A 13,036-nucleotide genomic window follows, 5' to 3' on the forward strand; every position below is an offset into this window, starting at 1 on the left:
CAATAGCGCGCTATCACCTTGATTCTTTGAGCAGATAATGGACATTCAGGCCTATATGCAGCAGGTCGGCCGCCAGGCAAGACTGGCCAGCCGCGCCATGGCCCGTGCCGATGCCGGCACCAAAAACGCCGCCTTGCTGGCCATCGCCGACGCCATCGTGCGCGATGCCGCCACGCTGATCGCCGCCAACGCGCGCGATATGGAGCAAGCACGCGCCGACGGCCTGGAACCTGCCCTGCTCGATCGTCTGCAACTGACCGACAAAACCATCGCCACCATGGCCGAAGGCCTGCGCCAGATTGCTGCGCTGCCGGATCCGGTGGGGGAGATGGGTGATTTCAAATTCCGCCCTTCCGGCATTCAGGTGGGCAAGATGCGCGTGCCCTTGGGCGTGATCGGCATCATTTATGAAGCCCGCCCCAACGTCACCGCCGATGCCGCCGGCCTGTGCATCAAATCCGGCAATGCCACCATCCTGCGTGGCGGCCGCGAAGCGTTTCACTGCAATCAGGCGATTGCCGCGCTGGTGAAAGAAGGCCTGGCCAGCGCAGGCCTGCCTGCCACCGCGGTCCAGATTATCGAAACACCCGATCGCGCCGCCGTGGGCGAGCTGATCACCATGACCGAATTTGTCGATGTCATCGTGCCGCGCGGGGGCAAAAGCCTGATCGCCCGCATCGCGCAAGATGCACGCGTGCCGGTGATCAAGCATCTGGATGGTATCTGCCACGTCTATATCGACGAAGAAGCTGATCCCGAAAAAGCCATCCGCATCGCCGACAACGCCAAAACCCAGCGTTACGCACCGTGCAACACCATGGAAACGCTGCTGGTGCACAGCAACGTGGCCGATCTGATCCTGCCACCGTTAGCCGCCATTTACGAACAAAAGGGTGTTGAGCTGCGCGGTTGTGCCGCCACACGCGACATCCTGCCCGAAGCGATTCCCGCCACCGAAGAAGACTGGCGCACCGAATACCTGGCGCCGATTTTGTCGATCAAGCTGGTGGACGATCTGGACGCAGCCATCGACCATATCAATACCTATGGCTCGCACCACACCGATGCCATCATCACCGAGAACTACAGCAAAGCGCGCCGCTTTTTGCGCGAGGTGGATTCGGCCTCGGTGATGGTGAACGCCAGCACGCGTTTTGCCGATGGGTTCGAGTACGGCCTGGGCGCCGAGATCGGCATTTCCACCGACAAGATCCACGCACGTGGTCCGGTCGGCCTGGAAGGCCTGACCAGCGAGAAATGGGTGGTGTTGGGCAACGGAGAAATCCGCGTTTGAGTCAGCTTGCGCCGCCCAAAGCCCTGGGCATATTTGGCGGCACCTTTGACCCGATCCACGAGGGCCATCTGATGCTGGCCCGGGCCTTGCGCGATACCTTTGCCTTGCCGTCGGTCAGCCTGATCCCGACCGGCCTGCCGCAACACCGCAATGCGCCGGTCGCCAGTCCGCAGCAACGTCTGGTGTGGGTGCAACACGCCGTGGCGGGCGAAGCGGGTTTGCAAGCCGACGACCGGGAAGTGCGCCGTCAGGGCTTCTGTTATACGGTAGACACGCTCGAAGAGTTGCAAGCTGAACAGCCCGATACGCTGTTGGTGTGGTTGATTGGCGGCGACTCGTTTCATCATTTACAGCAATGGCATCGCTGGACTGATCTGCTGGAGCTGGGCCACATGGTGGTCGCGGCTCGACCCGGCTACGATTGGTCTAAACTGCCAAAAGAACTGATGCAGGTGCTGGACACCCGCAAAGTAGCAGCGCACCCCGATGCGTTGCATAAGGGCGGAATCAGCCTTCTGCCCACCCCGCTCATGCCATTTTCATCCACCGAACTACGCGACAAACTCGCGCATGGTGCTGATGTCAGTGGCCTGACTCCGGTTGCCGCCGAAGTGCAGCAATCCGGGCTTTATGAAACTTGACGCGGCCCCGCCGCGACCCGGCAAGCAATACGGCAACCGCCGACCGGGCGCTGGCCCCGCAGGATATGGATGAATGGACGAACACACCCAACAGATGCGCGATACCGCCGTGCTGGCGCTGGAAGATATCAAAGGCAAAGACATTCTGGTGCTGGATACCACCCAGTTGACCGACCTGTTTGATTGCATGATTGTCGCCAGCGGCGATTCCAACCGCCAGGTGCGCGCCCTGGCTAACAACGTCGCGGTAGAACTCAAAGCCAAAGGCTTTGAGATCGTTAGTACCGAAGGCGAAGAATCCGGTGAATGGGTTCTGGTCGATGCAGGTTCGCTGGTGGTGCATGTGATGCTGCCGCCAGTACGCGATTACTACGATCTGGAACAGCTGTGGGGCGGGCAGAAGCCGACCTTTGCACCGCTGGGCCGGTCCTGGACCGCAGTCTGAGCGTTGCTGAAAACCGGTCTTGCGAGGCCGGTTTTTATTTTTGCGCGCCGCCGCGGCCGCGCATCGTCAATCGACACCATAACGATATAACGATTGAATCTTTAAACGGCTAACCCGTTGAGGTAGATTCGTTTGTTTCCGCTTTGCGCCCGCAAAGTGTCACCCCGGCGCCCCACTGCGCCGCGCAATCAGGTACTGAAGCAGCAATGACAGGCATTAGCGAAGCGAGGCTGACTCACCTCAAGCAACTGGAAGCCGAGTCCATCCACATCATCCGTGAAGTCGCGGCCGAATTTGAAAATCCGGTCATGCTGTATTCGATCGGTAAAGACTCCGCCGTCATGCTGCACCTGGCGCGCAAGGCGTTTTATCCCGGCAAGCCGCCGTTCCCGCTCATGCACGTCGACACCACCTGGAAATTCCAGGAAATGTACAAGCTGCGTGAAAAACAGCGGGCTGAAGGCTGGAACCTGATTACCTACGTCAATGAAGAGGGCGTTAAAGCCGGTATCAATCCGTTTACCGCCGGCAGCGCCAAACATACCGACGTTATGAAAACCCAGGGCCTGAAACAAGCGCTGGATAAATACGGTTTTGATGCCGCCTTTGGTGGCGCGCGGCGCGATGAAGAAAAATCACGCGCTAAAGAACGCGTGTATTCGTTCCGCGATAAAAACCATCGTTGGGACCCGAAAAACCAACGCCCGGAATTGTGGAATCTGTATAACTCGCGCATCGACAAAGGCGAATCGATCCGCGTATTTCCGCTGTCCAACTGGACCGAACTCGATATCTGGCAATACATCTTTCTGGAAAACATCGAGATTGTGCCGTTGTACTTTGCCGCAGAACGCCCGGTGGTGGATCTGAATGGCACGCTGGTGATGATCGACGACGATCGCATCCTGCAATATCTGACGCCCGAGCAGAAAGCCAGCATCGAAACCAAATGGGTGCGCTTCCGCACGCTGGGCTGTTATCCGCTGACCGGCGCGGTTGAATCCAAAGCCGCCACGCTGGCTGACGTCATCCAGGAAATGTTGCTGACCAAAACCAGCGAACGCCAGGGCCGCGTGATTGACCATGATTCCAGTGGCTCAATGGAAAAGAAAAAAATGGAAGGCTATTTCTAAAGCCCGCGTAAACCGCGCCCATTTTTTAATCCACACCCGGCCGCCCGGTATCGATACGGAAAACCCTATATGTCTCACCAGTCTGATCTGATCGCCAGCGATATCCTTGCTTATCTCAAACAACACGAGAACAAGGATCTGCTGCGCTTTATTACCTGTGGCAACGTGGATGACGGCAAATCCACGCTGATTGGCCGCTTGCTGCACGATTCCAAACTGATCTTTGAAGATCAATTGGCCGCGATCGCCAAAGACAGCAAAAAGTACAACACCACCGATGAAGAAATCGACCTGGCTCTGCTGGTTGATGGCCTGCAAGCCGAACGCGAGCAAGGCATTACCATCGATGTCGCATATCGCTATTTCAGCACCGATAAACGCAAATTCATCATTGCCGATTGCCCGGGCCACGAGCAATACACGCGCAATATGGCCACCGGCGCGTCCACCTGTGACCTGGCCATTATCCTGATCGATGCGCGTTATGGCGTGCAGACGCAAACGCGCCGCCATAGCTATATCGTGTCGTTGCTCGGCATTAAACACGTGGTGGTGGCGGTCAATAAAATGGATCTGGTCGAATTTGGCCAGGCACGCTTTGACGAAATCAAAGCGCAATACCTCGAATTTGCCAAACAACTGAGCATCGAAGATATCCGCTTTGTGCCAATCTCGGCACTGCGCGGCGATAACGTGGTGACCGCCAGCGAACGCACGCCGTGGTACGACGGCGGCACGCTGATGAGCTTGCTGGAATCGGTGGAAGTATCCCGCGATGCGCGCCTGGAAGCCTTCCGGTTTCCGGTGCAATACGTTAACCGCCCCAACCTCGACTTCCGCGGTTTCTGCGGCACCGTTGCGGCGGGTCGCGTGCATCCGGGCGATGAGATTGTGGCGCTGCCTTCGGGCAAACGCAGCAAGGTCAAAGCCATTGTCACTTTCGAAGGCGACCAGCCCACGGCCTTCACCGGCCAGGCCGTCACCCTGACGCTGGAAGACGAAATCGACATCAGCCGCGGCGATCTGATTGTGCGCGCCAGCGACGTGCCGCCGCACGTGGCGCAAGCGTTTGAGGCGCATGTGGTGTGGATGAACGAAGCACCGTTGCAGCCGGGCAAGGAGTATCAGTTCAAGCTGGGCGGCAAAGCCATTTATGGCCGCGTGCGCGCCATCGAGCACCGTATTGATGTGAATACGCTCGAACACGTCCCGGCCGAGCAACTGGCGCTGAACGAAATCGCTCGCGTCACCGTCGATGTGACCGCGCCGGTGGTGTTTGACGCCTATAGCCAGTGCCGTGGCACGGGTAACTTCATCATCATCGACCGCCTGACCAATGCCACGGCGGGTGCCGGCATGGTGTTGGCGCCTGCGGCGGCCTCGGCGCAGGGCACTGCTGCTGATATTGCCGCGATGAGCGAACTGGAACGCCTGCGCGCGTTTGAAGTGGAAATGAACGGGCTGGTGCGCAAGTATTTTCCGCATTGGGGCGCCAAGGATATTTCGGGCCGCGATTGATTGCCGCCAGATTGCCTGATCAAATGCCCGCGCTCTGCTCGCGGGCATTTTTTTGTCCTTTCAAGGCGGTGCACAGCGTGCCGATTGCTGCGCCTCCGTATCCAACACCTGGCCTGGCGAAAGTCGGGATTGAACGGTGGCAAAGCGCGGCAATGCTATTATCGTGCTCTTGAATCTGGCGCGCCGCTTGCCTGCCGCAACCGGCGCCGCATCAATTCCGCAATACCTGGAGAGGCAATGAGTTCGGTCAGCCAACGTGATAGAGATATCTTTGAAAACCTGTTTGTTCTGGAACTGGCCAACAACCATTGGGGCAGTCTGGATCGCGGGATCAAGATCATCCGTGACCACGGTACCATCGTGCGCTTTAACAACGTTAAAGCGGCGATCAAGCTGCAATTCCGCGATATGGACGAATTCATCCATCCTGAATTCAAAGGCAATCAAGAGCTGCGCTACGTTAAAAAAACGGAAGACACCAAGCTCAGCCGCGCCGATTTCACCCGGATGGTTGAAGAAATCAAGAATGTGGGCTGCATTCCGATGGCCACGCCGTTTGACGAACCGTCGGTGGATTTGTGCATAGATTTTGATATGCCGATTATCAAGATTGCCAGCTCCGACATGAATGACTGGGTCTTGATTGAAAAAATCGCCTCTACGCGCCGACCGACCATCGTATCCACCGGGGGCGCCTCGGAAAAAGATCTGGATGATCTGGTCAGCTTTTATGAAAAGCGCGATATCCCGCTGGCCATCAACCATTGCGTATCGCTATACCCCAGCGAAGACAGCGAATTGGGCCTGGACCAGATTGATTATCTGAAACGCCGTTATCCCAACCATGTCATTGGCTATTCCACGCACGAATATCATGACTGGTTCTCGTCGATGCTGATTTCTTATGGCAAAGGCGCGCGCAGCTGGGAACGCCATATCGATATCAATTACGAAGATGTGGCCGTGTCGCCGTATTGCTCGTTGCCGGAGAATTGCGACACCTGGTTCAAGGCCTTCCACAAAGCCAAGGAAATGTGCGGTGGTGTGGGCCAAAGCCGGCGCGTGATTTCGAAGCGCGAAAAAGAATATCTGGATGCGCTGGTGCGTGGCGCCTATGCCAAGCGCGACCTGGAAGCCGGTTATGTATTCAGCAAAGAAGCTTTTGAAAAAGACTTTTATCTGGCGATTCCGCTGCATAAGGGGCAATTGTCCTGCCGCGAAGTCATGAATGGCGAAAAGCTGCTGCAACCCATTAAAGCCAATGACCGCCTGACCATCGATATCATCGACGGCCCATATAGCGAAAACCCGGCGCTGCAAAGCCTGATCATGAATCGCGGACTCTAATGAAACGTATCTCTGAACAAATCGCCGATTGGCTGGTTGAGCACGGCGTGGAACAGGTTTTTACCGTCACCGGTGGTGGCGCCATGTTTCTGAACCAGGCCATCGGCGGCCATAGCCAACTGCGCACCGTGTTTATGCATCACGAACAAGCATGCGCCATGGCGGCCGAAGGCTATGCACGCATCAGCGGCAAGCCCGCCGTGGTGATGCTGACCACCGGCCCGGGCTCCATCAATGCCCTGAACGGCGTGTATGGCGCGTATACCGATTCGATTCCGATGATCGTGATTTCGGGGCAAGCCAAGCGCGAAACCTGCCTTTCGTTTTATGACTTGCCCGAGCTGCGCCAGCTGGGCGACCAGGAAGGCCCGACGATTGCGATGGCCAGCCCGGTGTGCAAATACGCACAACTGGTGCGCTCGGAACAAGATCTGGAAACCATGCTGCCGGCGGCGTTTGTGCAAGCGGTGTCCGGCCGGCCTGGCCCGGTGTGGCTGGATATCCCGCTCGATATTCAGCAATCAACGCAGCAAATCAATATTCCGGCGCCCGTGTGGCCCGCGCAGCCCGTCAATGACGCGCTACGTGCCGACTGCCAGACCATCATCCAGCAGCTGCGTGCAGCGCAGCGGCCGCTGGTACTCGGTGGCACCGGCGTGCGCCTGTCGAAAACCGAAGCGCGCGTGCTGGCGTTGATCGAAAAGCTGGGCATTCCGCTGGCCACCGCGTGGACGCATGACCTGATCGCCTCCGATCACCCGTTGTTTGCCGGACGCCCCGGCACCATCGGCACGCGCGCGGGCAATTTCTGCCTGCAAAACGCCGACTTTGTGCTGGTGCTGGGTTCGCGTCTGAATATTCGCCAGACCAGTTATAACTGGGGCACCTTTGCCCGCAACGCATGGGTGGCGCAGGTCGATATCGATGCGGCCGAATTACGCAAGCCCACGGTCCAGGTTGATCTGGGCGTGGCAGCGGACCTTGGGGTTTTTCTCGACGTGCTCGAACAAGAACTGGCCAGCGTACAACTGCCCAGTTACCAACCGTGGGCCGATTGGTGCCACAAGATTGGCCAGACCTATAACGCGGCCAAAGAACACGTGCAAAAACCCGGCGCACCGCTCAATCCCTACGTAATGGTTGATCGCATTTTCAAGGCGATGCGGCCCGACGATATCGTGGTGTCCGGCAATGCATCGGCGTGCATTTTGCCGTTTCAGGTGGGCACGCTGCAGCAGGGCCAGCGCTTGTTCAGCAACTCGGGCTCGGCCTCGATGGGCCATGATTTGCCTGCGGCGCTGGGCGCGTCGACCGCCACCTTTGACCAGCCGCGCCGCGTGATCTGCTTTGCCGGCGACGGCAGCATCCAGATGAATATCCAGGAGCTGCAGACGCTAAAGACCCTGGGCGCCAATGTGGTGATCGTGGTGCTGAACAACGCGGGCTATCTGTCGATCTGGCAAACGCATGAAAACTTCTTTGGTCGGGTTATCGGCGCAACGCCCGCTACCGGCGTTGAATTTCCGGATTTCTGCGCCGTCGCGCGTGCGTACGGCTTGAAAGCCGCGTCGATCTGGAGCGAAGAAGACCTGTCCCAGCTGGACCAATTGCTGTTGCAAGATGGCCCGCTATTGATTGATCTGCACGTTGATCCGCGCCAGGAATTCGCCCCGCGCATCAAATCGCGAGTGGATGAAAACGGCAAATTCTTTACCCCCGAACTCGACGATATGCATCCGTTCCTTGAGCAATCGGTGGTGGAGGCAGTGCGCGCCGAAGCGGCTGCAATCAAATCCATTGCGCGATAACGGAGCGTTGCATTGACCGCCCTCACCCCGATGCCGCTTAACCTCGATCAACTGATGCTTGCCGCAGCGCAACCGGCGCGGCAGGTGCGCGCCGATCAACCGGTCTGGATTTTTGGCGCGGGCAATTTCGGCCAGGATTTGTGCCGCGCCATGCAAAAAAATGGCGTGTCGGTGGCGGGCTTTATCGAAACCACGCCGCGTGCCAAAACAGCGCTGAATTTGCCGATCAAAAGCTGGAGCGAATTAACTGCGCAAGATCGCCAGGCGCAATTGGCGCTGGGCATTCTTAATCGCGCGGCTGCTTTTGACCAATTGATTGAGTTGGCCACGGCCGCCGGTTTTGACGCGGTGGTGATGCCGTGGGATAGCTACGACCAGTTTGGCGCCGATCTAGGCTGGCGTTTCTGGTTAAGCACGCGCGCGTTTTTGCAGGCCCATCTGCCGCGCATGCGCGATGTATTGGCGCGCTTGGGCGACGACACGAGCCGCAATGTATTGCTGCGTTTAATGGCGTTTCGTCTGGGCGTTGATCTGGATTTCGCCAGCGTCCAATCGGCCGAGCCGCAATATTTTAATGAACTGACCTTGCCCGCATTGCGCGGCCGCGCCATCACTTATGTGGATTGCGGCGCCTACAACGGCGATACCTATATCGACCTGGCGCGCCAGGACGGTATTCGCTGCCAGCAGGCGCTATTGCTGGAACCCGATCCCGCCAATTACGCCGCGCTGGCGCGCAATATGGCCGGCCAGTATCCGGAGGCCGTGTGTTTGCCTTTGGCCGCCGCAGAGCAATACACGATTTTGTCGTTTAATTCGGGGCAGGGTGAAGGCGGCTCAATCAGCGCCACCGGCGACCAACATATCGCTGCAACCGCGCTGGACCAATTGCTGCCGCAAGGCCACGTTGATCTGATCAAACTGGATGTGGAAGGCGCCGAGGCGCAGGTCTTGCGTGGCGCCCGCAATCTGATTGCCCGCAGTCGCCCGGTGCTGGCGCTCTCGCTGTATCACAACCCCCAGGATATCTGGGAGTTGCCGGAATTGCTGTTTGAATTGTGCGACGGATATGATTTTTATATTCGCCAGCATTTTTTCAATTCGTTCGATTGCGTGTTATACGCAATTCCGGCAAAGCGGTAAGGGACTGGCGGGCCCGCGTGCCTATTCGCTAAAGTTGATGCGCTCTTTTTCTACTACAATCGGTCGCTTTTGTACGTAGACGTGAATTGAACCAATATATTCGCCCAGTATTCCTATAAATAAAAGCAAGATACCAAACATAAAAAACATCCCGATAACAATCGGAGCGATGCCGATCGGGAAGGTTTGCCAGAACATCAGCTTTAGAATCAAGAACAGCAATGCCACCAGTATGCTGCCACCGCCGAGCAAAAAGCCGAATAGCGACGCCAGCCGGATCGGGATCAATGAATGGCTGATAATGCCCAGCATGGCAATATCGTAGAGCGTATAAAAATTGTTTTTTGAAATGCCGCGTAAACGGCGTGGCTGATTAAACGGAATCGTCTTGATTTCAAAACCGAGCTCGCAAATCATACCGCGCAAATACGGATACGGGTCATTTACCGCGCGCACTTGATCCAGCACCGCTTTGTCGTACAAACCGAAGCCAGTCGCGTCTGGCACCATGCGCACGTCGGACATACGGTCCAGCAGGCGATAATACGTTTTGCGCAGCGTATGTACTACCGGGTTGCTCTGGCTGACCGGTTTGGTAGCCATAACCACTTTGTAGCCTTCTTCCCAGCCCTTGATAAATTCGGGTATGACCTCGGGAGGATCTTGCAGATCCGAAGCCAGATAAACCGTGGCATCGCCCGTCGTCTGAATAAACCCCCAATACGGCGAACGGATATGTCCAAAATTGCGGGTATTAACGATGATCTTTACCCGCCGGTCATGCGCGGCAATTTCTTTAAGCAATGCCACTGTATTGTCGGTGGAGGCATTGTCGATAAAGACATATTCAAAATCATAGTTGGGGTATTGTTCCATGACCCAGCACACGCGCGTGTACAGTTCGTGCACATTGTCTTGCTCGTTGTAGCACGGCGAGATAATGCTGATGGTTTTTTTATCAGTCATGATTAAAAGCGCCTTTAATGTCGATGGCGGAATGTGAATCGGGCATTGCCGATATACGATATTAAAGCAACGATGACAATGGTAACGCCCTGCGCTAACCAGACTGGCAGCTGCATTCGATCAATAGTGAACCAGAACAGTGCAATCGAGCATAATGCGCCAACACCGTAAACCAGATAGCAGCGCAAATATTCGTGCAGCCAATTGCCTTTAGAACGGAATACGTACAGCTTGTACACCAGAAATGCCATGCTGATTGCCACGATATTGGCAATGATGGCGATACCGATCACGTTTAAATGCCCGGTTAGCAAATAATACAACGCCACACCACAGCCGTAGCCAAATGCAGTGTTAAACACACCGGCAATCAAAAAGCGGATTTGCGTGGCGTTTTTTTGGCGTAACCATTCAAGCACGGCGCGGCCCCGCTGTGGCGGCGATAGCCTGCGCGAGATCAAACCGCAACGTCAGGCCCAATTGCTGCCGCGCTTTATCAATTGAAGGCACGTACCAGTCGATGGCTGCCCCGGTCGACTCGGCCATTTGCAAGGGCACATTAAAATGCTGCGCTACTTGTCCGGCAATGTGTGCCATGGTCAGCGCTTGATCGGAGCCGACATTAAACGCGGGGCAGTCGGCCGCGCTGGCGGCCGCAATGTGCATCAGCCAGGTGACCAGATCATCGGCGTGCATATAGCTGCGATAAACCGGGTGCGTGGCTTTTACTACGATAGGTACGCCATCAAGGCCGTTCTGAATAAAGTTGCCGATGGCAAAGTGCTGATCGCGCGGCAGCCAGCGCCCGATAAAGGCAAAGCAACGGGCAATGCTGACCCGCAAGCCGGCCTGGCCAAGCGCTTTGATGGCCTGCTCGGCATCGCGCTTTGCTGCGGCATAAGGCTGTTTGCCTTCCGGCATGGCGTCGATATCGCGCAATGGCGCGTCTTCGCTAACCGGAATCAGCGCTTCCAGTGGTCCGTACACCGCGCCGGAACTGGCGTAAACAATCTGGCTGTGCGCATGGAATAAAGGCGCCAGGCGGCAATAGTTCAGCGTGCCCGCCAGGATGTTCTGACGCTCAGTGGCCGGCCGCGCCAGATAATCCCGCGCGTCGGTGGACGCCGCCGCGTGGATGACGATATCGGCGGCGGGCAAGGTATCGCAGCAGGCGATATCGGCGTCGATATATTCAATGCCTGGGGCCGCGAATTCGGCAAAACGGGTGGGCAATGCGCTGGCGTGGCGCGCCAGCACGATAACGCGGCCGATTTGCCACGGCGTTAACGCACCGGCAATAAAGGCATCCAGGATTGATTTGCCAAAAAAGCCAGTGCCGCCGATGACCAGCAAAGTGCGCGCGGCAATGGCAGGCGCGGCAGTCGCCATGATCAGAAATTAACGCCGAGGAAAGTCTCGATCTTTTCGATCACAAAATCGAGATGTTGCTCAGTTAAACCCGGATACAGCCCGATCCAGAACGTGTTGTTCATGATTTCGTCGGTGCGGGTCAATTGACCTACCACGCGGAAATTGCGGCCTTGCATATAAGGTTGGCGCGTTAGATTGCCGGCAAACAACAAGCGCGTGCCGATCTTGTTTTGATCCAGATAATTGATCAGATCAACCCGCGTGGTGCCCGCTTCGGCTTTCAGCGTCATCGGAAAACCAAACCACGACGGATCAGAATCGGGCGTGGCTTGCGGCAGGATCAGGAATTCGGCGCAGCTTTGCAGTCGCTCGCTCAGATAAGCGAAATTGCGTTTGCGCGCGGCAATAAACCCGTCCAGCCTATCCAGTTGCGCCAGGGCGCAGGCGGCTTGCATATCGCTGATCTTCAGGTTGTAGCCCAGATGCGAATACGTGTATTTGTGGTCGTAGCCTTGCGGCAAATCGCCCAGTTGCCAATCAAAGCGCTTGCCACAGGTGTTGTCTTTGCCCGGTGCGCAATAACAATCACGGCCCCAATCACGGAACGATTCTGCAATCAGCTTCAGCTCGCGGTTATTGGTAAATACCGCGCCGCCTTCGCCCATGGTGATGTGATGCGCGGGATAAAAACTGAGCGTGCCGATATCGCCGAATGTGCCGACTAACTGGCCGTTATAGGTAGAACCCAATGCATCGCAGCAATCTTCGATCAGCCACAAATTGTGGCGATCACAAAATGCGCGTATGGCTGCCAGATTGAAGGGATTGCCCAGCGTATGCGCCAGCATGACGGCCTTGGTGCGTGGCGATACCGCGGCTTCGAGCTGGCTAACGTCGATGTTGTAGGTGCCCAGATCGACATCAACAAACACCGGTACCGCGCCAAATTGCAGGATGGGATTAACGGTGGTGGGAAAGCCCGCCGCTACGCCGATCACTTCGTCACCCGGCACAATGGCGCGTTCACCCAGGCGGGGCGAAGTCAGCGCAGAAAATGCCAGCAGATTGGCGGAAGAGCCCGAATTAACGGTCATCAGATATTTAACGCCCAGATAATCGGCCAGGCGTTTTTCAAAGGCGTCGTTAAAGCGGCCGGTGGTCAACCAGCCATCGAGCGAGGCATCGACCATATTTTTCAGTTCGGGCGCGCCGATGACCTTGCCGGATGGCGGCACGGCAGAACTGCCGGGCACAAAGCCGCGCTCGGCGTATTCCAGCGCGGCATATTCGTCGACCAATGCGGCAATCTGTTTGCGCAATTTGTCTTTGGCGGCAAAGGCCGCATCGATTTTGCTTGTGGTCATTTCGTA

The 13,036-nt window shown here is 56.8% G+C and carries 12 protein-coding genes; 8 read left to right on the top strand and 4 right to left on the bottom strand.

Features of this window, described 5'->3' with window-relative positions; genetic code table 11:
• The first annotated feature begins 37 nt into the window (after positions 1–37).
• The 8 genes from ACYQ1A_RS08565 (at position 38) to ACYQ1A_RS08600 (ending at position 9,329) form a co-directional block, all read left to right on the top strand.
• Positions 38–1,294, top strand: a complete 1,257-nt coding sequence (locus ACYQ1A_RS08565; RefSeq protein WP_499361690.1) for a glutamate-5-semialdehyde dehydrogenase — start codon at positions 38–40, stop codon at positions 1,292–1,294.
• Complete coding sequence (nadD, locus tag ACYQ1A_RS08570) at positions 1,291–1,935, top strand: nicotinate-nucleotide adenylyltransferase (RefSeq protein WP_499361691.1); 645 nt, start codon at positions 1,291–1,293, stop codon at positions 1,933–1,935. The genes ACYQ1A_RS08565 and nadD overlap by 4 nt, the downstream gene beginning before the upstream one ends.
• 73 nt (positions 1,936–2,008) lie before the next feature.
• Positions 2,009–2,380 (top strand): ribosome silencing factor, encoded by a 372-nt coding sequence (rsfS, locus tag ACYQ1A_RS08575; RefSeq protein WP_053938498.1) that lies wholly within the window; start codon positions 2,009–2,011, stop codon positions 2,378–2,380.
• A 206-nt stretch (positions 2,381–2,586) separates the two neighbouring features.
• Entirely contained in the window at positions 2,587–3,513 is a 927-nt protein-coding gene (cysD, locus tag ACYQ1A_RS08580; RefSeq protein WP_499361692.1) for a sulfate adenylyltransferase subunit CysD, read from the top strand.
• Between the two features lie 69 nt (positions 3,514–3,582).
• Positions 3,583–5,031, top strand: coding sequence for a sulfate adenylyltransferase subunit CysN (gene cysN, locus ACYQ1A_RS08585; RefSeq protein WP_499361693.1), 1,449 nt, complete (start codon positions 3,583–3,585; stop codon positions 5,029–5,031).
• 237 nt (positions 5,032–5,268) lie between these two features.
• Positions 5,269–6,378 carry an N-acetylneuraminate synthase family protein gene (locus tag ACYQ1A_RS08590; protein ID WP_499361694.1) on the top strand — a complete coding sequence of 370 codons (1,110 nt, stop codon included), beginning with the start codon at positions 5,269–5,271 and terminating at the stop codon, positions 6,376–6,378.
• Entirely contained in the window at positions 6,378–8,186 is a 1,809-nt protein-coding gene (locus ACYQ1A_RS08595; RefSeq protein WP_499361695.1) for a thiamine pyrophosphate-binding protein, read from the top strand. The genes ACYQ1A_RS08590 and ACYQ1A_RS08595 overlap by 1 nt, the downstream gene beginning before the upstream one ends.
• A 12-nt stretch (positions 8,187–8,198) precedes the next feature.
• Positions 8,199–9,329 carry an FkbM family methyltransferase gene (locus ACYQ1A_RS08600; RefSeq protein ID WP_499361696.1) on the top strand — a complete coding sequence of 377 codons (1,131 nt, stop codon included), beginning with the start codon at positions 8,199–8,201 and terminating at the stop codon, positions 9,327–9,329.
• A 21-nt stretch (positions 9,330–9,350) separates the two neighbouring features.
• Here ACYQ1A_RS08600 and ACYQ1A_RS08605 read toward each other — a convergent pair whose 3' ends face one another.
• Genes ACYQ1A_RS08605 through rfbH form a run of 4 tightly spaced genes read right to left on the bottom strand, consistent with a single transcriptional unit; the run spans position 9,351 to position 13,030 of the window.
• Positions 9,351–10,295, bottom strand: a complete 945-nt coding sequence (locus tag ACYQ1A_RS08605; protein ID WP_499361697.1) for a glycosyltransferase family 2 protein — start codon at positions 10,293–10,295, stop codon at positions 9,351–9,353.
• A 14-nt stretch (positions 10,296–10,309) separates the two neighbouring features.
• A complete protein-coding gene (locus ACYQ1A_RS08610; protein WP_499361698.1) occupies positions 10,310–10,714 on the bottom strand; it encodes a GtrA family protein in 405 nt (134 codons plus the stop codon).
• Positions 10,707–11,684 (bottom strand): NAD-dependent epimerase/dehydratase family protein, encoded by a 978-nt coding sequence (locus ACYQ1A_RS08615; protein ID WP_062221530.1) that lies wholly within the window; start codon positions 11,682–11,684, stop codon positions 10,707–10,709. Before ACYQ1A_RS08615 ends, ACYQ1A_RS08610 begins: the two co-directional genes overlap by 8 nt.
• A gap of 2 nt (positions 11,685–11,686) precedes the next feature.
• Complete coding sequence (rfbH, locus tag ACYQ1A_RS08620) at positions 11,687–13,030, bottom strand: lipopolysaccharide biosynthesis protein RfbH (RefSeq protein WP_499361699.1); 1,344 nt, start codon at positions 13,028–13,030, stop codon at positions 11,687–11,689.
• Positions 13,031–13,036 lie beyond the last annotated feature (6 nt).

The sequence above is a fragment of the Silvimonas sp. JCM 19000 genome, assembly GCF_054652575.1.